This window comes from Methanobacterium sp. SMA-27 (assembly GCF_000744455.1).
Taxonomy (GTDB): domain Archaea; phylum Methanobacteriota; class Methanobacteria; order Methanobacteriales; family Methanobacteriaceae; genus Methanobacterium_B.
Genome location: NZ_JQLY01000001.1, coordinates 177,133 through 197,546, shown reverse-complemented (window position 1 = coordinate 197,546; position 20,414 = coordinate 177,133). Strand labels below are relative to the sequence as shown.

Genomic DNA, 20,414 nt, shown 5'->3' with positions numbered 1-20,414 from the left:
TGAGTGATACCATGAGAGATATAAACGTTAATAAAGAATTATCAGTAATTGTTATACCTGACAAGGTCTTAGTACACGAGACTAAAATGACCTTGAAAATTGGTAAAGAAGTTGGAAGCCACATCTACAAAAGAGTTGCAAATGATGATTATTACGCCATTGCAGTGGCTGTAAAAGAAGATAATGCAGAAGGATTATATTCAGAATCTGATTTATACAATGTAGGAACATTGATCAAAATAAATAACATCAAATCAATGAGAGATTTCTATCAGATAATGGTAGAAATAGTAGAAAGAGTTGAAATAGAAGAACTCAAAACTGAAGGTGCAAATTTCAGAGCATCCTACAGATTAATCCCAGATATTATAGACTTGGATCCTGAAGACCAGAAAGAAATCCTCGACCATATAAAGTACCTTGTATCTGAAATCAGTCAAAACTTCAAAGGTTCAAAGGCCTATGTTGAACAGGTGAATAAATTTGATGATATAACAAAGGTTATTGGATATGTGTACCCTTACATGCGGTTATCAATATTTGAAGAACAAGAATTATTGGAAATACGTTCTTTAAAGGAAAAAAGTCTAAAATTCCTGGACATTCTAATCGATCAAAAAGAATCAATAAAATTCCAGATGGAAATGGCTGCCAAGTTCAACGAAGAAATGAACAAAAACCACAGAGCAAATATGCTCAAAGAACAGCTTAAAGCCATACAAGAAGAATTAAACGATACTGAAGGTAGAAGTGGGAAGAAAGATTACAGAGACCTCATCGAAGAATCAAATATGCCCGAAGAAGTTAAAGAAGCAGCACTCGATGAAGTTCTCAAACTCGAAAGACAGGGCCCACACAGTTCTGAGGAAAGTGTAATCAGAAATTATCTTGATCTCTTAACCACCTTACCATGGGGTAAAAGCAAAATTAAAGATATTGATATCGGAGCTGCAAGAAAATTGCTGGACGAAGAACACTACGGACTTGAAAAAGTTAAGGATCGTATAATACAGCACCTTACAGTGATGAAATTAAAACAAAACAAACAAGGTTCAATACTTCTATTAGTAGGACCACCTGGAACTGGTAAAACCAGCCTAGGTAAAAGTATAGCAGAAGTTTTAGGCAGAGAATATGTGAGAATCAGCCTCGGTGGTGTTAAAGACGAAGCAGAAATCAGAGGACACAGAAGAACATATCTCGGAGCATTACCTGGTAGAATAATACAGGGAATGAAACGTGCAGGGGAAACAAATCCGGTATTCATCTTGGATGAAGTAGATAAATTAATGGCAGCTTACAACGGCGATCCTGCAAGTGCACTTCTAGAAGTTCTTGATCCCGAACAAAACGATAGCTTTTCAGACCATTACCTTGACTTACCATACGATCTGTCAGATGTTTTCTTCATTGCAACAGCAAATTCACTTAGAGACATTCCAGGACCATTAAGAGACCGTATGGAAATCATAGAAATTGGAAGTTACACAAGCCATGAAAAATTCAGAATTGCAAAGGATCACCTAATTTCAATTGTGCTTGAAGAACATGGGTTAGATGAAACTCAACTACAAATCGATGACGAAGCATTGAAAACCATAATAGAAAAATACACCAGAGAAGCCGGAGTAAGGGGAATTAAACGTCAACTATCTGCAGTTGCTAGGGTTGCATCTGAAAAAATTGTTGTTGGAAAAGTTGATCTTCCTTATGTTGTAAAAGAGGATATGCTCTACGAAATACTTGGCCACGAACTTACACAATACCACAGAGCAGGTAAAAACAACCCACCAGGAGTTGTAACAGGCTTAGCTTGGACTCCTGTAGGAGGAGACATCCTATTCATCGAAGGTGCTTTCATGCCCGGTACTGGTAAATTAACACTTACAGGACAATTAGGTGATGTAATGAAAGAATCAGCCAAAATATCACAAACACTGATTCGTTCAAGACTTGCATTCAACCTTAAGAAAGCTGAATTTGAGAAGAAGGATTTACATATACACGTACCATCAGGAGCAATTCCTAAAGACGGCCCATCAGCAGGTGTAGCACTATTAAGTACCATTGCATCACTTGTAACAGGCCATGAAGTTGATCCTAAACTTGCAATGACCGGCGAAATTTCACTTAGAGGTGCAGTACTACCTGTTGGCGGTATTAAAGAGAAGGTAATTGCAGCTCATCGAGCAGGAATTGAAAGAATTATCCTACCAAAGGAGAATTTAAAAGATCTTGACGATGTTCCAAAGGATGTTAAGGATGAAATAAAATTCATACCAGTTGACACCGTAGAAGATGTTATAAAAGAAACAATTGGTATTGAACTTCCAAAACCAATGATGCTCGAAATGACATCAGACCATGTACCTGGAGGAGCTGGAGTATAAAAATATCAGAAAATGAGTATTCTGAGAAATGCTCATTTTTTTTATTATTTTTTTATTAACTCACAAATTTGATTAATCATTTATTTTTTTGTATAAATTGAATTTTTATTATTTAATATTATTTTAGTGACTCTGCAATGTTCAATAATTTTTTTACTGTTTTCAAATTTCTTGTTGTTGAAGTGACCTTTAATTCTTTCTCAAAAAAATTGTTGTTAAACTTAGTTCTCCCATACCTACCAGATAAGAAAAGATAGACTTCCTTTGGATAAATAATAATTTTATCAGTTTCTTTTTTTATTTTAGAATCAATAATGATTTTTATATCATTAAATAATTCTTCTGAAGGAATATTTGATAGAAATGTAATGTATGCATGATTGATATCCTCTTTTTTTAAGGGATTTTGATTTATAATTTTTTCTAATTCTTCTATTGTTCTAATCACTACTGCTACGTCAAAACCAAAAGATTCTTTTAATTTATTCTCAATTTTAATCTTTAATTCGTTTGTATCAATGTTTTTGAACTGGAATATTGCATTTCCACTTTGTATGTAAGTTTTTACATCTTTAAATCCTAATGATTCGTAGATTTCCCTTAGTTCATCCATCTTAACCCGTTTAGTTCTACCAACGTTAATTCCACGTAGCATCGAAATATAGGTTTCCATGTATAACTATTGGAGAGGAATTTAAAAATTTTTTTCTTTTTATTGATTCAAATTCTATCCAATTTAGAATAATTCAGATATAATTCTTCTTGATATTATTATTGCCAAACTAATGTTTTACCTGTAAATTCGCTATATGATTTTAGTTTTGAGTATAAAATATCTAATTCATCTGAATTAAGGGTTCTAAAATAATTTGTTGAAACTATTACCTCATTTTTATTGAATTTCCTATTCCATGTTCCTTCAACACTACCATCAATAACAATTGTTGAGCTGAACATACCATTTGTTGGAGTAAGTTGATCTTTTAATTCCTGTCCATTTATTGACGCACTACGATCTCTGTAACTGAGTAAATATTCGTCAAACCCGGGTAAAATGTTCACTGTTGGTGAATCAGGCCGTTGGCTATAAAGGGACGGCAGCCAATATGTTTGACCATTAACGATTTCTTTTTTAAGCTGTGATTTTATGGCATTTAATCCTGTTCTTGCATCCTTAACCAAAAGACCTGACCACCATACAAAGTCTTTCAGAGTTGCTGGGCCGTGACAAGTGAAATAACGCCATGCTAGCTCGTTTAATCCTTCATTAATTCCTATTTTAGATTTTGTGAATCCTTTAGTTGATATATAGGTGGGGTTATTATGTTTTATAACACTTTGACATATGAGTCCATCAAGGGAAGCTCGCTGTAACATGTAAGCTGCTCGCTGTCCCTCTGTTGAAATACCTTTCTGTTCAATGATGTCAAGTAATTCTGTACGGGTGAGTTGATTGTTGTCTGCCAATGCATTATTTAGTATATCATTACTCTTTGACAGGGTTTCATCATCTAGATTGAGTTGTTTGTACCGTCTATTATTCCTAGAAATTATATGTGGGGATAAAATTTCAAGAATCCAGAGCAGATCTGAAGAAGATACAAAGTGCAGTGTTCCGCGAAGTGCCCATGTTCTAACTATTGATTTATTTTTAAGTGCGTTTTCAATGTTTTTATCGGTTGTGCCAGGTATACGTAGACCAATTGACCATTTAGCTCCAGCATAATCCTGGGCCTGAACAGCACCCATCCCTTCAACAAGCTCAGAAGGAGATTTATATCGATGATACTCAATATTTTGACTGCATAGTCTTTCAAGGGCAATATCTCTTAAGTTCATTTAGTAATCCTAAATTTTTTAACATATTCAACCAATTATTGTTAATTATCAAAAATTGTATTAATATTATTTCTGGATCTGAAACTAGAAATTTTTTTCTCTTTGAATTATTTTAATGATATTTTCACACACTTTTACATAATTGTATTCAAATTATAGATTTCAAAGTGAAAATGAAAGATGAAAATAAATAATACTTTAGACCATAATAATATTATGAATATAGGAGTGTGTTTGCTTCGTATAAATCAAACATTTCATAAAATAAGTTACATATAAGCCAATGCATTTAATAATTGACATCTTTATTTATACATATAGATTATCGACTTAATATGTCATTTACATAGAGCTGCTGATAATTTAAGATGTAGGTTAATTTTGCAATAAAAATTATACTAAAATATTTTATTGAAAATTAGGATTCATTAAATTATCTATAACATTTTCTCTTAATTTATCTTCACTGGAATCTATCATACTATGCCAAGTGTCTAAATTAAATTTTTTTTCAGATTCTAACTCTTCCTTCGTAGGTGATGGGTGATTCATGGGAGCATTTTTAAAATAATCATTTAATTCACTTATTACTGAGTGAGCAAGATAGCGAGTGTTAGTTGGTAAATATAAAGAATTAGGTGAATTTATAAACAATTCAATTTCAGATATACCATTTGTATTATCATTTAAAATACCTAACAATTCTTTTAATGCTTCTTTCTTATCTTCGTGTAAAAGTTGTGTATTAAGATTTATTTCTGATTGTCTAAGAATTTTTTTATTATTTAATAAAGTTAGAATTGATGTTCCTAATGCAACAAATACTGCAAAAATAGTAATTATACTTTGAATACTCCAGAAGGTGTCTAACCTAAAAATAATTGCTAAAATTGAATAAATTCCCAAAATGATTAAAAATATTATAATCTCTTTATTATTAATTATTCTTTGAATCATATTTCCACATTAAATAATTATTTTTATTATATAATATTGTTATGTAATTTAAATTGGAAGAGTCAGTTGTACTTCTACTTTCTTTTTAGATACTGCAACGTTTTTACTAGAACTTCTAATAGCATTATATAATACTGCGTCAAGATAAGTTTGTATTGATGGTTCTTTTGTTAATATTGTATCCATATTTACATCCAGGATATTTACTTTCTCCATAATTTTAGGCCAATACCCTATTAACTTCCAGTCTTCACTTCTATCAAGAAACAAATCTATTCTACTAATATAGTTTATCTGCTGTTGCATTGAATTGTAAAAGTGATTGAGTTCATCTCTTGTAAATACAATGACTTCTTCATGTTCTTGGAACATTTCAGGATTATATAGTTCCACAATTCTTCCTTTAAGTACTCCCTCACTCACTCTCATAAAATATCAACTCCAATATTACTGTGGAATTAAACTTATGAAATTTAGATTATATCCGAGTTGAGCAAGAGCATATGAGAACTTAATAAAAAAAATATGTTTAAAAATAATCATAAAATTTAAAATAAAATTTTATTATTGATTTATATACGTTCTTTGTATTCTAATTCTTTAAATTTGATTTTAAATTCTGTTCCGGGACTTCTGTTGATTGTGAGTTCACCATCAATTTGTTCAGTTAGATTATTTATCAGTAGAAGACCAAGAGTTTCTAAGTTGTTAAAATCAATATCCTCAGGTAATCCTACACCATTATCACGGATGATAATCTCATATTTATCATCAACAGTTTTGAGTGATACATAAATTTCTCCTTTCCTTTCATTTGGAAAGGCATATTTTAAAGTGTTAGATACAAGTTCACTTATTATTAGACCACATGGGACTGCGGTTTCCATATTTAAACTCACATTTTCTATTTCAAGTATTGGCTTTATCCTGGTCTCTTCAACATTGTAAGAATAAAATAAGTTTATAACCAGACTTTGAATATAGTCAACAAAATTAATATGAGCTAAATCGTCAGACATGTACAGTTTTTCATGTATCATGGCCATGGATTTAACTCGGTTTTGACTTTCATTTAAGACATTCACAGCTTCCTTATCCTCCACATAATTTTTTTGCAAGTTGAGTAGACTGGAAATGATTTGCATGTTATTTTTTACTCGATGATGGATTTCTCGAAGAAGAGTATTTTTTTCCTTTAAAGATGATTTAATCTTATTATCGGTCATTTTACGTTTGGTTATGTCTAAAATTGATGCTAATTGTTTTTGTGTGCCTGGAATGCTAACAATTGTTACTAGAAGATCTTTTATATTTCCTGATTTATCTCTTACTTTTGTTTCATATTCTGTTGGATGTGCCAGTGGATCATTTCTTAGAACATAATAACCTTTTAATCTCTTTAAATCTTCTTTAACCACAAATTCAGTCCATTTTTTCTTTCCTTCTATTTCTTCCTTTGAAAATCCAATTATCCGTTCAGCTTCTGAATTGACCCTTGATATTGTCATATCTTCTTCAATTAAAATAATGGCAGTTCCAGTATTTTCAAAAATAGTCCTATAATATATTTCACTCTCCCGAGCGGCATTTTCTGCTATTTTACGGTCGTTTATTTCCTTTTCGGCTGCAGTAATGAGAATTTTGTTCTCGTTTAATGTTATTACTTGACGAATAATCACAAGAACAATAATGAATCCCACTCCTAGTTCAATGAACTCTAAATTTGGATCTGTGAAGTTGTCACTAGCCCATATAAGTAATGTAAATGCTATTAATACCCAAATAAGGGGCAAATAAGATGTTAAATTAGATCTCTGGAGCCAAATTCTTATTTGGAAAAATCTTTGGAAGTCGAATTTTTCTCTACTAGCTTGTAAATAGGCTGCTAATCCAATCAAAATAAAACTTAATATCCATCCCGTATCCAACAAGCCACCTGTTATGTAGCTTTCTTGTAATGTTTGAAAAGCGAAAATAGTGTCAGTACAGATCAAAACCAAAATACCCATACCCAATAGAAATATCGGGCCATAATTATCATCAAACTTGCTGTAAAGCAGCCTTAATAATACAAAAAGGAGTAAAAAATCTCCAACTATGTAAATTACAGATACAATAGCAGCAAATAAGTTTTCTTGGTTGTTTAAGGTAGGTATAATTAAAAAAGTCCAAAAAATAAGGCCAAGAGTTATAATTATAATCCCCATGTCTATAAATATTTTAAGTTTTTCAGTACGAGTAAATGAAAATCTTGTTAGATAATAGATACTAATAGCAATAATAGGATAAAATATTAAATAAAAAACATCAGCTACAGATGGGAAAGGGTTTTGATGGAATCCAATTTCCATTATTGCCCATGAAATATCGCCCATCACATAAACTATAAACGCAACGGTCATGATTATCCAAGCAATCTGCACTCGTCGTCCTTGAGAAGCAGAACGTTTTGCAGCATAAAACAAAGTTAAAATAACTAATAAATCTATTACTAGAGAGGCAATATCTACAAAAAATATCCGTTCAACTGAATCGTTTCTCAACAATATTGAAATAAATATAAAACTAATTACAGTGATAAAGGCTAAAATAAAAATATTTTTAACAGATATTATAGGTTCATTATCCATATTAAACTTCATTTTTGCAGTAATTTATTGAATCTAAATAATAATATTTAATTCCAAATAATAATATCTATATAAAAGCTTATTAACTTTTCATTAAAAAAATAGAATAAGTCCAAAAATAGATCTAAATTTTCAACCATGCATTTTTTGCGTAAGTTCAACTTCGTTAATCCGAACTATAATAATGTAGGTCGAGGACATTAGAGTTATTAACCTTATGTAAACTATTGACTTCAATATAGTATTTCTTGCATGCATACTTAGCATACGATGAAATTTAGTTCTCTTTATCTCTATTATGGATGATTCAGTATGTATGACTTATCTACTCTTCCTGTCCACTTTGATTATTTATATTCTTCATTTAAGCTCTACTAAATATTATTAAACTATACATTATTTTCCATAAACTAAATAAATTATTAGATTATCAAAGTATAATTCATTATTACGCAGGTAATTTGATATTAAAACCTTCTAAAGTATCATAAATAAGTTTGTACACCTATCCCAAACTGAATAAACACATGGAGATTTAATATTACATTTAGCCATCTATAAATTTATATATGCAGCGATAGTTGATTAAGCGATTCAGAATAAAAAAAAGGTTTTAGATACATTATGATAGGTTCCTATAGATCTAGCATTACATCTATGGCCACACTTATAAACGCATTTGTTTAATAACATAAACCTTCACTCATTCATATACTTATTTACTTATTCTGTCATTTACACAGAGCTGCTGTTAATTTAAATCTAGTATTCAAACTTATGATAACAGTTAGAGCAAATATATTTTTTTTTATTAGAATTTTTTGTAACTTCACATGTCATTAGACAATTAACTTCACATTTTGGACATTTTTTCCACAGTTTCATCATTGTTGACATCCAGTTATGATATTTTAAACCACCTTTTACATTCAGGACAATAGTGCAAATCGATGAGATAAATCCACAGACCAATGAAATCCCATTAAAATGAAAAGGCTGATTCATTACATCTGAAAAATTAAATTCAATTAGCACTAGTTTCAATTCCCTTTTTCTAAAAAATGGATAATGAGAAATTTTTTTATAAATAGATTTATATAAAATTTAATAAAATAGATATACAGTTGTTTAAGTTGAGGAATATTTTATAAATATTAATCTAAGTTTTATTTCAATAAAAAGTTATAATAAAAATTTGAAGTTGGGATTTATAGATGGAACTGAGAACATCAGGCATTAATTTGATTGGAAATGTTCCTTGGGGAACACATTTTTGCCAATTTTATGAAACTAAAGAAGATTTAATTGATATTTTAATTCCCTATTTTAAAGCAGGATTGGAAAATAATGAATTCTGTATGTTAATCACTTCAGAACCTCTATCAGGCAGAGGAAGCCCAAAACTCATTGCAAAAAGCTGTTCCCGATTTGGATAGTTATTTGGAAGCAGGACAAATTGAAATATTACCTTATAATGAATGGTATAAAATAGGTGGTAGTTTTGATTCAGATAGAGTCTTAAATGGATGGATTGAAAAGTTAAATAAAGCATTGGAAAGGGGATACGATGGATTAAGATTAACTGGAAATACTTTCTGGCTTGAAAAAGAAGATTGGGACGACTTTGTAGATTACGAAGCAGCAGTCGATAATGTAATAGGCAAATATAAGATGATGGCTTTATGTACATATTGTTTAGAACGATGTAATGCCGCAGAAGTCATAGATGTAGTTAATAATCATGAATTCGCGTTGATAAAACGAAAAGAAAAATGGGAATTAATTGAAACAACTGAACATAAAAGAACTGAAGAAGAACTTTTAGATGCCATGAAAAAACTTCAAAAGTCCAATTCCGATTTAGAACAATTTGCTTATGTTGCTTCTCATGATTTACAAGAACCATTACGTATGGTCAGTAGCTTTTTACAACTTCTTCAAAGAAGATATGAAGGTCAGCTGGATGCAGATGAATTTATAGAATATGCCGTAGATGGTGCTAAAAGAATGCATAATTTAATTAATGATCTTTTAGAATATTCAAGAATAACTTCCAAAGGTAAAGAATTTGAGTGCGTAAACATGCAAGAACCTTTGGAAAATGCTTTATCAAATTTGAAATTAGTTATGGAAGAGAATGATGTTAATATTGTTCCGGATGATTCACTTCCTACTATAAATTGTGATTATTCCCAGATGACTCTTTTATTCCAAAATTTAATAGGAAATGCAATTAAATATCGTACCGAAGAAACACCATATATCCAAATTTCTGCATCAAATGAAGATAATAATTGGTTGTTTAGGATAAAGGACAATGGTTTAGGTATAGATCCAAAACAATCTGATAATATATTTAAAATATTTAGAAAATTACATTCAAATGAAGAATATGAAGGAACAGGAATAAGATTAGCTATTACAAAAAGAATTGTAGAAAGGCATGAAGGGAACATTTGGGTAGAATCCCAACTTGGGAAAGGATCAACATTCTATTTCACATTACCCCAATAAATATTATTTAAAAACTTTTATTTTCTTATTGAAGCTAATCTGCTTGTGATAATTGTTTTTGCTCTCAGAAGATCGTGATCTACTTGTCTATCTTTGGATTGTTCTGTTATTTTTTGAATTTGATTCAATAAGTTTTCTAGTTTTTCTGATTTACATTTACTAGCAAGATCTAAGATTTCTTTTGATGTCAATTTTTTTTCTGTAGATTTCCATAAGTTCATCAGATATTCCTCTTTTTTTGAATAAATTATCAGGAGGTAGTCGAAGCACCAATAAGTATTTTGGGTGCTCCGACAAAAAAAATGAAAGGATAAATATGTGGAACGGATTTAAGTGGTCCATAAAACCCGATTCCATGCTGTATTATTTGTAATAATACACATATAAATTTTATCCAATATTAGCCCACAATTAAAGGATTATTTAATGATTTATTAACTTTTTTCAGATTATTATGTTATATAAGTATTATTAATAGGAATTCTAATCCAGACGGAGTTGTATTATTTTGGTTAGATAATAAGGAATTATATATATTCAAAATTAGATTTTAAACCATTTTTTACATTCAGGACAGTAGTGCTCAGTAACAATAATAGTTTTATATTTGCTCTGCTTTGGTTTTGAATCTTTATCTTTGGAACTTGAAGGACGAATAAATCTATTCATTTGGCCTTTAAATCCGCAACGGGGACATTTGATATTTTCAGCCATTTTACTTCAAAATTAGAGTAATTGGAACTATCTTATATTAATTCCTATTTTTATTATTTTTAATTAAAAAAAGTTAATTAACATCTTGAAGCTTTTGACAATGACTTCTGTAAGTGTAAATTACAAATTAAACCTGTTACTCAAATATTTGTTTTAGGGAACCCCCTTGGAACCCTAAAGTTATGAATCCACCCATAAAAGTTACAAATATATTTATATAATCTAACTTATTAATACTTTCATTATTAATCAAAGAAAATACAACCATTTAATAATTTTTATTTGGTATCGTGAAATAGAATGTTGAACCTTTTCCAAGTTCCGATTCTACCCAAATTAGTCCATTGTGTCTTTCTATTATTTTTTGAACTATGGAAAGCCCGATACCTGTACCAGGATACTCTTCTCGATTATGTAATCTTTTAAATACTTCAAATATTTGTTTTTGATGTTTAGGGCTGATTCCTATACCATTATCTTTCACAGCAAAAATCCATTCTTTTTCACCCTTTTGGACAGATATATCAATTTCGGGGTATTTTTTTCCTCTAAATTTAATTGCATTGGTTATTAAATTTTGGAATACTTGCATCATTTGATTTTTATCAGCAAAAATTGTAGGAAGAGAGTCATGAGTAACAGTTACATTATTCTCAATGATTAATATGGATAAATTGGAAAGTACATTTTCTAATACTTTTTCTAAGTCTATATTTTCAAATTCCTTAGCTTGACTGGTCACCCTTGAATATTCAAGAAGATCATCAATTAAATACTTCATACGTCTAGCATTATCAACGATATATTCAATAAAATCATCTGCATCATCATCTAATCTATCTTTGTATCGCTTCTCCAATAATTGAGAATATAATGTAACCATTCTCAGAGGTTCTTGAAGGTCATGGGATGAAACATAAGCAAATCGTTCCAATTCCGTATTTGATCTTCTTAACTCATTCAATGTGGATTCCACTATTTTTTGAGCTTGTTTACGTTCAGTGATATCAATAATAAAGGAATAGAAATATTTAGGATTTTTTTCCGTATCTAACTCTATATTGACCAGTAGCTCGATAGGTAGTCTTGAACCGTCCTTTCGAATGTATTCCTTTTCGTATCGGATTGGTTGTCTTGTTCGATGGAGTTCATCTAATTTTTGCTTTTCCATCTCCCTCCATTCTATCGGTGTGAGGGTAGTTGACCAGTCGATGGCATGAAGCTCTTCTGTTGTGTAACCTGTGAGTTGCTCAAAGGCTTGGTTGTGTAGACCCAGTCGTCCGTCAGGGTATCCTATAGCAAACGGTTGGGAGGAATTTTCGAGTATATCTGCTAAAAATTCTTTCTCTCGTTTTGTTTCATTCAGGGTCTTTTCCTTGTCATATGCCGCTGCTTTGTTTCGGTTTCTGCGATAAAGTTCTGATACAGTACTTATCAGTATTCCAAAACTAAAAAAAAGTACTACTCCGATTTCATCTATTGGTGATTTGATTGAAAATATTCCTTGTGGGGGTAGAATCCAGATTCCTACTATCATTACCGAAATAATTGTGGCTAGTATACCCGGGCCAAAACCAGCTAGAAGAGCAACTATTATGACTGCAGGATAAAACAAGATGTATGTTGGTAGTCCAGGACCAAATAATGTTGTTATTGTCAAGTATAGCCAGAATGCCAATATTACAGCAAGAATTGCTAAAACATAGCGTAGTGTTAAATTCAGCCAAGGACGATTCTGAACAGGTTGCAGAAATTCATTAGTCTGTTTATTATCATTTGAAATTTCTGACTCTTCAGTAAATTGTTTTACTATTCCTGATGTGTTTTGCTCCTGTTTTTCATCATCTCTGACCATAATTATACACCAGAATATTCTCATACTTAAAATAATATAAATATCATATAGATTCATCTATTAATTAAATTTTATCTAAATATTTATAATTTCACTAAAATATTGGAGTGGATTATTCTGAAGGCGATCCAATGATAAAAATCAATGACATCAAAATTAATAAAACGAAACCAGACGCAACAGATTTATTCCCCAAATTTGAATGCAAAGATGTTAATGTACAACAATATCATTTTTTAAAAGATAGATTGGATTCCTATAGATTTTATATGGATAATGAATACTACCTAAAGTCTGAAACACAATATGATGAATATTCAGAATTTTTATTGATTAGGATCACCATTATTATTCCTGATCGCTTCATGCCAAAAGACATTGAGACAGGTTCAGAAATAATCATAGAACAAATAAACTATTCCGAACTTTCTATGAAGCTCAAAATGAATTATTTAAGAAAAATAATGAAAATATCTAGTTTTTTTGAGTTTCATCTTGATTATTTGAGTGTGTATCTTGAATCCTTTTAGCTGCTTCTAAACCAAGTTCTTTTGTTTTAAAATAAGCTACAGCACATTTACAATCATCATGAAGGGGTGGTTTTTTATCCATATCCGTTTCTGTACTGAATACTTTTCCTGCGTAGGTATTTGCACATTCTTGGCAACAATCATCAGCACTAATAACTATGAATACCGGATAACAATTATTCATTAATATACGATTATTATTTAGAGTATATCTATTTTTACTTTAATTTCTTGATGAAATTGACGATAATAGTATTTATAAAATTAACAAATAAATTCAAATTGGAAGGGTTAATTGTCCTGATACCTTCTTTTTAGATAGTGCAACATTCTTATCAGAACTTCGAACACTATTGTATAAGGATGCATCAAGATAGCATTGTTGTGGTTCCTTTGTTAGTATTGAATCAATATTTACATCTAAGATGTGAACTCTATCCAAAATTTTAGGCCAATATCCTATTAACTTCCATTCTTCACTCCTATCTAGAAACAAATTTATATTATTAACATAGTCTACTTGCTCTCTCATAGAAGTATAAAACCTACTAAATTCATCTCTAGTGAATACAATAACTTCTTCATGTTCCTGGAACATTTCAGGATGTGATAGTTCTGCAATCCTTCCATTGGGTATTCCTTCACTCACTCTCATATATCATCAACTCCATCATTATCATGGAATTGTATGGAAAACAGAACATATCCCTATTGAGATAGAGTGCATATGAGAAATAAATTAATAAAAAAATTTTTCATTTTGTATTACCTTTAATATAATATTTTTAACATAAATTTATTATAATGCTTTAAAATGCTTCATTTTTAGTTTAAACGTTTAATACGGTTATTAAGAGTTGGTATATTCATCAATTTTATTTCGTTATAGAACACTATAACGAAGTAGATGTTTTGAGCTATAAACTGAATAAATATAACGACAACTGAGTAAAACATATGATGCTATAACGAAGTTCAATATTTTATGTTCAAAAACTAAGCTTTGTTTATATTTAAATTCTTGAATTGAGCTTAATAAAAAGTTAGAAAATAGGATTTTAATGGATATATTTGTTGACAAGGTTGTGGAGAGGAGTAGCAGCCAAGAGATAGATTAAATTTCCATCAATAGGACGATAATTCTATAGTTAATCAAGTCCATTTAATTTATTGATAGCTACCTTTAAAATAGTGAATTTCCCAGATTCTAACATATTAACAGTCTGATTGGATATGTATCGAGGATACATTTTATATCATTCTACAACTTTTTAAATTTTCTGTATATCCTAAATTGAGATTTAGTTAATCTTTGAGGGATGATAAATTTAAGTTTTAATTATTTTAATGATTAAATAAATTGTATTGCAACATGTATTATAACTAAACTATTGCAGTGATTGCGATCCAATGATGCCACTGGGGAGCTATATTTTTATTTCTTTTTTTAATACGAGTCTTTTTAAGGTTTTAATTGATGCCACAAATATAAAGAGGATAAATGCTGTTGTACCAATAATAGCAACTATATCTGTACCAAAAATTGGATAATGAGCTATTCCAGTTGACATTTAATCATTCCGATTATAAATGATATTTCTCCGATATTATGTTTCATGAATTTTATCAATTTTAAGGGTTCTTGAGTTAAATGCCACTATTATTGTACTCATTGACATTAATATAACTCCTGCTGCCGGTGTTAAAAGAATTCCGAAGCTATAAAGAACACCTGCGGCTATTGGAATTGCAAAAATGTTGTATCCTGCTCCCCATGCAAGATTTTGGAACATTTTTTTATAGGTTGTTTTAGCAAGTTTTATTATGTAAACAGCATCAAGAGGGTTGCTTTTAACCAGGACAACATCACCAGCTTCAATAGCTACATCTGTACCTGCACCAATTGCAATTCCAACATCGGCCTGAGCAAGTGCAGGGGCATCGTTAATTCCATCACCTGTCATGGCAACAATCAGACCTTCTGATTGAATTTCCCGAACCTTCATTGCTTTTTCCTGTGGTAAAACTTCTGCATAATATTTATCAAGTCCAATTTCTTTGGACACCCATTCTGCAACCTCTTTTCTATCACCCGTAATCATCATGCACTGGATTCCCATATCTTTAAATTGTTTTATCGCTTCTTTGGATTCCTTTCTTATAATATCTGCTAGTGCGAGTACACCTATAATTTCTCCTTCAATAATTACAAAGACGATTGTTTTTCCTTCAGACAATAGATTATCTACCTGTTCATTAGAAATATCGATTTTATGTTCCTTTAGATATCCCGGACTGACTACCTCAACATTTTTTGCATTAATTTTACCCTTAATACCCTTTCCAGGGATTGATTTAAAGTCTTCAACGTCAAAAGTCTCTTTTGCAGAGTTTACAACCCCTTTGGCAATAGGATGCTCGGAATATGATTCAAGTGAGGCAGCATATTTTAAAACATCTTTTTCATCGTATTCATTACTTAAAGATATTATATCAGTTACACCAAACTTTCCTTCTGTTAATGTACCTGTTTTATCAAATATTATTGCATTAATATCTCGTGACTTTTCAAAGGACGCACGGTTTCTTATTAAAAGTCCATTTTGTGCTGATAATGAAGTTGAAACAGCCACAACTAGAGGTACTGCAAGTCCAAGTGCATGTGGACATGCAATAACCATTACAGTTACAGCTCTCTCAAGAGCAAATTCAAATCCGAAATTTGTAACTCCCAACCATACTAAGAGAGTTATAAAACCACCAGATAATGCTATTATGGTTAGCCATGTAGCAAAACGGTCAGCCAAGTTCTGAGTCTTTGATTTACTGGCCTGAGCTTCTTCAACAAGGGTTATTACTTTTGAAAGAAATGAATCCTTTCCAGTTTTTTTAATTTCCACTGTAACTGATCCATCTCCATTAATTGATCCACCTATAACTTCTGCACCAATTTCCTTAAAAACAGGTACTGATTCGCCAGTAAGCATTGATTCATCAATAGAAGTACTTCCCTTGATAATCTCCCCATCTACTGGTACCTTTTCTCCAGGTTTAATGATTACTTGGTCTTCCACACTAAGTTCATTTAAAGGAATGTCCATTGTGCTTCCATCAGATATTATTTTATGTGCGCTTGATGGCATGAGTTTTACAAGTTCTTCAAGTGCTTTTGAAGCACCCATCACAGATCTCATCTCCAGCCAGTGCCCTATAAGCATTATATCAATTAATGTTGCAAGTTCCCAGAAGAAAACTTCTCCCATAAGACCAAAAACCACTGCGCTGCTATAAAGATAGGCACTGGTGATAGCAACTGAGATAAGCATATCCATTCCGGGTGTTCTGGATTTTATTTCGTTGAAAAATCCTTTAAAAAATGGGTAACCACCATAGAAATAAACTATGGATGATAAGGCGAAAAGAAGGTATAAATCTCCTGTAAATCTGAATGAATTACCTAACCCAACTAATCCTTGAATTGTTGGCGATAAAATAAGAATAGGTATGGTAAATAGTATTGATATCCAGAATCTCTTTTTTAAATCATCAATCATTCCAGAATGGACATGTCCTCCTTCCATTCTGTGTTGTTCAGTCAGTTCCCCTCCACATACAACACAATCACCCTTTTTTTCATGAGCTTCATGATCCATATGTTCCATTTCATGTTTAGAATCATCATGATTAATTTGAACTCCCCCAAATTTATATAAATTAATCTGATTTCTGAATGAAACTGGTTATAATCCTTTTACCCCTCAATCCTCGAACTTACCCCAAATATCAGGATTTTAATTTAAAAGAATTACTGATATCAATCATAATAGAGAGTTATTGTTTGGGATGTTTATTATTTTACAACGATTATTGTACCTTTCAAATTAGGGTTTAGTTTGTCATGGTAGTTGTAGGTTCCTGGTTGGGTAAAGGTTAAATTGTAACTTTGACCGTTTTTAAGAACACCACTGTCAAATGGATAATTGGCCGAATCACTTACTATCTCATGATTGACAGCAAAGTCATGGTTTATCCATGTTACATTATTTCCTACCTTAATTGTTGAGTTGGTCCAAGTTAAGGTTTCATGGGCTATGATGATTATGTTACTTGGGGTTTCTGTAGCATCATTACCACTTTGATCGGTTGAGCTAGGCCCATAAATAATTGCTAAACTAAATATAGCCACAATACCCCCTAAAGAAATAATTACATATACCAAGTTTTTAGTTTCCATAATATATTATTGTATTAATTTTTTTAAATATTTATCGTAAACGAATATGCTAAAATAAATTGCCTGAAGTAATAACCTAATAGGATTAAAATATTGATTCTATTTTCACACCTTCAAACCTGTATTTTCTATGAAAAAAAGACATTTATCCTTCCAACTGCATTTATCACATATAATCATTATATCATTATGATCTAAATCATTGTTTACAATTTTTATTGCATTATCAAAGGAGTAAATCTTATTTTCAACTATTGTTATACGTTCAAGTACAAACTCATCAATTTTTTCTATTCCTAATTCCTTAGCACACTTACCTTCAACACAATATGGGCATTTGAAGCAGATTTCATCCACGCTTGTTATGATTTGAATTGGAGTAGAAGGATTTGAATTTAAAAAGGTAATAATCATCCCCATATGTCTTTCAAAGTCTTTACTGTAACCATAACCTTGAAATCCTTGCATACAAAGGAGATGATGGGCTCTGATCCATATGGGATCAAAATATTCTCCAATTTCCATTATCAATCAGATTATCTCCATCATTGAAGGATTCTTTAGGCGTTACAGCCTTCGCAAGTGCAGCTGCTCCCCCAATTTTGATTAGATCACCAATCAGGAAGGGTAATAAACCCATTACAAGTAATGTCCAAATTCCTGGTATTGTACCATTTACAACATATAACCAAGCACCTAATCCAATCAAACCAGGTATATAGATAAATGCAAAGTTTGAAACTAGTAATAAAACCAGCATTGATTTAAACCCTCTAGCATTGATGTAATTATCTGAAAAGTATCCGAGGAATAATGCTGTTAATATAAATCCGATTAAAAAGCCACCTGTAGCCCCAGTAATTACCCCAATACCTCCTGTCATTCCTGTAAACCATGGTACACCTACAAATCCAATTAACAAATAAATTACCATGCTTAATCCTCCCCAGTATCTTCCAAGAAGTATTCCTGCAATTAAAACAGCAAAAGTCTGAGCAGTTATAGGTACAGGAGTCCATGGTAGAGGTATAATTATTTGTGCCATAAGTCCAGTAATACATGCCATAAAAAAGGCCATTACTAGTTTGTTAGCATTTGAAGTTTCAGTACGCCATTTGAAAAGTGAATGTCTCTTTTCAAAGTAATTATCAATTGTTATCTCCATTAAATTCCTCCAAACATTATTAATAAGGTTAAACTCTATTGTCTAAAATTTAAATGTGAAAAATCGTTATAACTTAAAGAAAAACGATTAAATATATTTGGATGGTAAAAATTGGTTTCCCCACCCAGAAAGGACCTATATGTGTTCCCTTTAATTATTAGGTTAAAATATTATAAATACTTTTTTTCTTTGATCTATATTGATTATTTGTATTCAAAATTTTATTGGAATTTGAACCATTTCAATATCATATTTTGAATTTATAGATTTTATCAAATTCCAGTATTATTCTAAAAATTATCATTCAAGAAAAATTTCAATCTTTTCCCATGTTTTATTAGGACATAGACCGGGGATTAGGAATATGTGAAAAATAGAAAAACTCATCAATACATGAATTTGTATTATTTGAGGTATATGTCCTCTTTAAAGTATAGCTTCTTTTGCAATTTTTGTATATTGAATAGGATTTTTTACTAAATTTAAACCTATTATTATTGGTTCAACATTTGAAAAAATATAATTTAAAAAAAAATCTCAACTAATTATCATATTATCCATAAAAAAAAAACTAGTTTTTGGCCCGGTCATAAACATTTTTAAGTGTATGCATATCCACACTGGTATATATCTGTGTAGTACTTAGATTAGCATGACCCAAAAGTTGTTGTATCGCTCTGATATCCACACCATTCTTTAACAAGTGTGTTGCAAATGAATGTCTTAAAATATGAGGAGTTACTCTCTTTTTAATACCTGCAGCTTTTGCATAGTCTTTAATCATCATTTGAATGTATCTAGGAGTTAAATGATTACCTGATCTGTTGACAAAAAGATAATCACTATGATCTCCTCTTTTTAAAAGATAACCTTCGAGTAATTCCTTAGTTTCTTCATCAAAAAGAACAATACGATCTTTTTCACCCTTTCCCCGAATTCTAAGAGTTCTATCTCTTAAATCAACACTATCACTATGAAGTTTAACTAATTCTGAAACCCTCAGACCAGAAGAGTACAGTAAAGCTAATATAACCTTGTTTCTAAGTTTTAAAAACTCTGAATGTTCTGATTTAACCCCTTCATCTCCATTTTTATCCATAGCATTAATTAAATTGACTACCTCATTTTCGTTTAGAGATTTAGGAAGAGACTTTGTTCTTTTAGGAGTTTTAACATCTTTTAAAACTCCAATGCCACCAAACTCAAAGAATTTCTTTGAAACCACTGTCACAAGGTAAATATAGTTCTGTGAAACATTTTTTTCACGTTTCAGGTAGCGTATGTACCTTTTAAATGCCCTTAAAACAAGTCTTTCATCGTGAAGATCTTCTTCTTTTTGTAAAAATCTGTGAAAATTATTAATTATAGACCTATAAGTTTTGATGGTGTTCTTTGAGTAGTTCCTTATCTCAAGTTCGATCAAATAATCTTCTATCATCTCTGGAAAGTCAAAAGCGTCTAATATATTCTCTCTAAGAATATAATCCGATTCATCAGGAACTGCTCTTTGCAAATTTGCTGAACCTCCTTCAAGATTTTTCCAGTGTTGATTTGAGTAAGGATTCATATTAGTGTGATAGTTTAAT

Annotated in this window: 19 protein-coding genes; 3 read left to right on the top strand and 16 right to left on the bottom strand. The window is 30.9% G+C overall.

Annotated elements, in window-relative coordinates:
* The first annotated feature begins 11 nt into the window (after nt 1–11).
* The gene (lon, locus tag DL91_RS01015; protein WP_048189855.1) at nt 12–2,390 is read left to right on the top strand and encodes an endopeptidase La; all 2,379 of its coding nucleotides are present in this window, start codon (nt 12–14) and stop codon (nt 2,388–2,390) included.
* A gap of 118 nt (nt 2,391–2,508) precedes the next feature.
* Here lon and DL91_RS01010 read toward each other — a convergent pair whose 3' ends face one another.
* The 5 genes from DL91_RS01010 to DL91_RS00990 all read right to left on the bottom strand — a co-directional run bounded on the left by DL91_RS01010 (nt 2,509) and on the right by DL91_RS00990 (nt 7,816).
* Nucleotides 2,509–3,063 carry a DUF1697 domain-containing protein gene (locus tag DL91_RS01010; protein WP_048189854.1) on the bottom strand — a complete coding sequence of 185 codons (555 nt, stop codon included), beginning with the start codon at nt 3,061–3,063 and terminating at the stop codon, nt 2,509–2,511.
* 98 nt (nt 3,064–3,161) lie between these two features.
* The gene (locus DL91_RS01005) at nt 3,162–4,229 is read right to left on the bottom strand and encodes a winged helix DNA-binding domain-containing protein (RefSeq protein WP_048189853.1); all 1,068 of its coding nucleotides are present in this window, start codon (nt 4,227–4,229) and stop codon (nt 3,162–3,164) included.
* 408 nt (nt 4,230–4,637) lie between these two features.
* Nucleotides 4,638–5,186, bottom strand: a complete 549-nt coding sequence (locus DL91_RS01000) for a hypothetical protein (protein ID WP_048189852.1) — start codon at nt 5,184–5,186, stop codon at nt 4,638–4,640.
* Between the two features lie 48 nt (nt 5,187–5,234).
* Entirely contained in the window at nt 5,235–5,615 is a 381-nt protein-coding gene (locus DL91_RS00995) for a hypothetical protein (protein WP_048189851.1), read from the bottom strand.
* Nucleotides 5,616–5,758: 143 nt separating this feature from the next.
* Nucleotides 5,759–7,816: a sensor histidine kinase gene (locus DL91_RS00990; protein ID WP_048189850.1), complete on the bottom strand. Its 2,058-nt coding sequence runs from the start codon at nt 7,814–7,816 to the stop codon at nt 5,759–5,761.
* 1,214 nt (nt 7,817–9,030) lie between these two features.
* Between DL91_RS00990 and DL91_RS14310 the strand changes: the two genes are divergently transcribed.
* Nucleotides 9,031–9,252 (top strand): MEDS domain-containing protein, encoded by a 222-nt coding sequence (locus DL91_RS14310; protein WP_048189849.1) that lies wholly within the window; start codon nt 9,031–9,033, stop codon nt 9,250–9,252.
* A complete protein-coding gene (locus DL91_RS14305; RefSeq protein ID WP_081882557.1) occupies nt 9,224–10,330 on the top strand; it encodes an MEDS domain-containing protein in 1,107 nt (368 codons plus the stop codon). Before DL91_RS14310 ends, DL91_RS14305 begins: the two co-directional genes overlap by 29 nt.
* 17 nt (nt 10,331–10,347) lie before the next feature.
* Here the strand turns inward: DL91_RS14305 and DL91_RS00975 are convergent, their stop codons facing one another.
* The 11 genes from DL91_RS00975 to xerA form a co-directional block, all read right to left on the bottom strand.
* Complete coding sequence (locus DL91_RS00975) at nt 10,348–10,551, bottom strand: hypothetical protein (RefSeq protein ID WP_048189848.1); 204 nt, start codon at nt 10,549–10,551, stop codon at nt 10,348–10,350.
* 322 nt (nt 10,552–10,873) lie between these two features.
* The gene (locus tag DL91_RS13250) at nt 10,874–11,044 is read right to left on the bottom strand and encodes a hypothetical protein (protein ID WP_156095876.1); all 171 of its coding nucleotides are present in this window, start codon (nt 11,042–11,044) and stop codon (nt 10,874–10,876) included.
* A 268-nt stretch (nt 11,045–11,312) separates the two neighbouring features.
* Entirely contained in the window at nt 11,313–12,899 is a 1,587-nt protein-coding gene (locus tag DL91_RS00970; RefSeq protein ID WP_052374007.1) for an ATP-binding protein, read from the bottom strand.
* A gap of 474 nt (nt 12,900–13,373) precedes the next feature.
* On the bottom strand, nt 13,374–13,613 hold the full coding sequence (locus DL91_RS13245) for a hypothetical protein (RefSeq protein WP_156095874.1): 240 nt from the start codon (nt 13,611–13,613) through the stop codon (nt 13,374–13,376).
* A gap of 93 nt (nt 13,614–13,706) precedes the next feature.
* Nucleotides 13,707–14,084 (bottom strand): hypothetical protein, encoded by a 378-nt coding sequence (locus DL91_RS00960; protein WP_048189846.1) that lies wholly within the window; start codon nt 14,082–14,084, stop codon nt 13,707–13,709.
* A 772-nt stretch (nt 14,085–14,856) separates the two neighbouring features.
* A complete protein-coding gene (locus tag DL91_RS13240) occupies nt 14,857–15,000 on the bottom strand; it encodes a hypothetical protein (RefSeq protein ID WP_156095872.1) in 144 nt (47 codons plus the stop codon).
* A 36-nt stretch (nt 15,001–15,036) separates the two neighbouring features.
* The gene (locus DL91_RS00955) at nt 15,037–17,091 is read right to left on the bottom strand and encodes a copper-translocating P-type ATPase (protein WP_231551343.1); all 2,055 of its coding nucleotides are present in this window, start codon (nt 17,089–17,091) and stop codon (nt 15,037–15,039) included.
* 188 nt (nt 17,092–17,279) lie between these two features.
* On the bottom strand, nt 17,280–17,615 hold the full coding sequence (locus tag DL91_RS12595) for a cupredoxin domain-containing protein (RefSeq protein ID WP_052374005.1): 336 nt from the start codon (nt 17,613–17,615) through the stop codon (nt 17,280–17,282).
* 153 nt (nt 17,616–17,768) lie between these two features.
* Nucleotides 17,769–18,188 carry a DUF1284 domain-containing protein gene (locus DL91_RS00945; RefSeq protein WP_048192276.1) on the bottom strand — a complete coding sequence of 140 codons (420 nt, stop codon included), beginning with the start codon at nt 18,186–18,188 and terminating at the stop codon, nt 17,769–17,771.
* Nucleotides 18,166–18,828, bottom strand: a complete 663-nt coding sequence (locus DL91_RS00940; protein ID WP_048189844.1) for a biotin transporter BioY — start codon at nt 18,826–18,828, stop codon at nt 18,166–18,168. The genes DL91_RS00945 and DL91_RS00940 overlap by 23 nt, the downstream gene beginning before the upstream one ends.
* 571 nt (nt 18,829–19,399) lie before the next feature.
* Nucleotides 19,400–20,395 carry a site-specific tyrosine recombinase/integron integrase gene (xerA, locus tag DL91_RS00935; protein ID WP_081882554.1) on the bottom strand — a complete coding sequence of 332 codons (996 nt, stop codon included), beginning with the start codon at nt 20,393–20,395 and terminating at the stop codon, nt 19,400–19,402.
* Nucleotides 20,396–20,414: the final 19 nt, after the last annotated feature.

Bases quoted from the DNA above. Each gene is read 5' to 3' on its own strand.
- lon (WP_048189855.1), top strand. From the start codon at position 12: ATGAGAGATATAAACGTTAATAAAGAATTATCAGTAATTGTTATACCT.
- DL91_RS01010 (WP_048189854.1), bottom strand. From the start codon at position 3,063: ATGGAAACCTATATTTCGATGCTACGTGGAATTAACGTTGGTAGAACT.
- DL91_RS01005 (WP_048189853.1), bottom strand. From the start codon at position 4,229: ATGAACTTAAGAGATATTGCCCTTGAAAGACTATGCAGTCAAAATATT.
- DL91_RS01000 (WP_048189852.1), bottom strand. From the start codon at position 5,186: ATGATTCAAAGAATAATTAATAATAAAGAGATTATAATATTTTTAATC.
- DL91_RS00995 (WP_048189851.1), bottom strand. From the start codon at position 5,615: ATGAGAGTGAGTGAGGGAGTACTTAAAGGAAGAATTGTGGAACTATAT.
- DL91_RS00990 (WP_048189850.1), bottom strand. From the start codon at position 7,816: ATGGATAATGAACCTATAATATCTGTTAAAAATATTTTTATTTTAGCC.
- DL91_RS14310 (WP_048189849.1), top strand. From the start codon at position 9,031: ATGGAACTGAGAACATCAGGCATTAATTTGATTGGAAATGTTCCTTGG.
- DL91_RS00975 (WP_048189848.1), bottom strand. From the start codon at position 10,551: ATGAACTTATGGAAATCTACAGAAAAAAAATTGACATCAAAAGAAATC.
- DL91_RS13250 (WP_156095876.1), bottom strand. From the start codon at position 11,044: ATGGCTGAAAATATCAAATGTCCCCGTTGCGGATTTAAAGGCCAAATG.
- DL91_RS00970 (WP_052374007.1), bottom strand. From the start codon at position 12,899: ATGGTCAGAGATGATGAAAAACAGGAGCAAAACACATCAGGAATAGTA.
- DL91_RS13245 (WP_156095874.1), bottom strand. From the start codon at position 13,613: ATGAATAATTGTTATCCGGTATTCATAGTTATTAGTGCTGATGATTGT.
- DL91_RS00960 (WP_048189846.1), bottom strand. From the start codon at position 14,084: ATGAGAGTGAGTGAAGGAATACCCAATGGAAGGATTGCAGAACTATCA.
- DL91_RS13240 (WP_156095872.1), bottom strand. From the start codon at position 15,000: ATGTCAACTGGAATAGCTCATTATCCAATTTTTGGTACAGATATAGTT.
- DL91_RS00955 (WP_231551343.1), bottom strand. From the start codon at position 17,091: ATGGAACATATGGATCATGAAGCTCATGAAAAAAAGGGTGATTGTGTT.
- DL91_RS00945 (WP_048192276.1), bottom strand. From the start codon at position 18,188: ATGGAAATTGGAGAATATTTTGATCCCATATGGATCAGAGCCCATCAT.
- DL91_RS00940 (WP_048189844.1), bottom strand. From the start codon at position 18,828: ATGGAGATAACAATTGATAATTACTTTGAAAAGAGACATTCACTTTTC.
- xerA (WP_081882554.1), bottom strand. From the start codon at position 20,395: ATGAATCCTTACTCAAATCAACACTGGAAAAATCTTGAAGGAGGTTCA.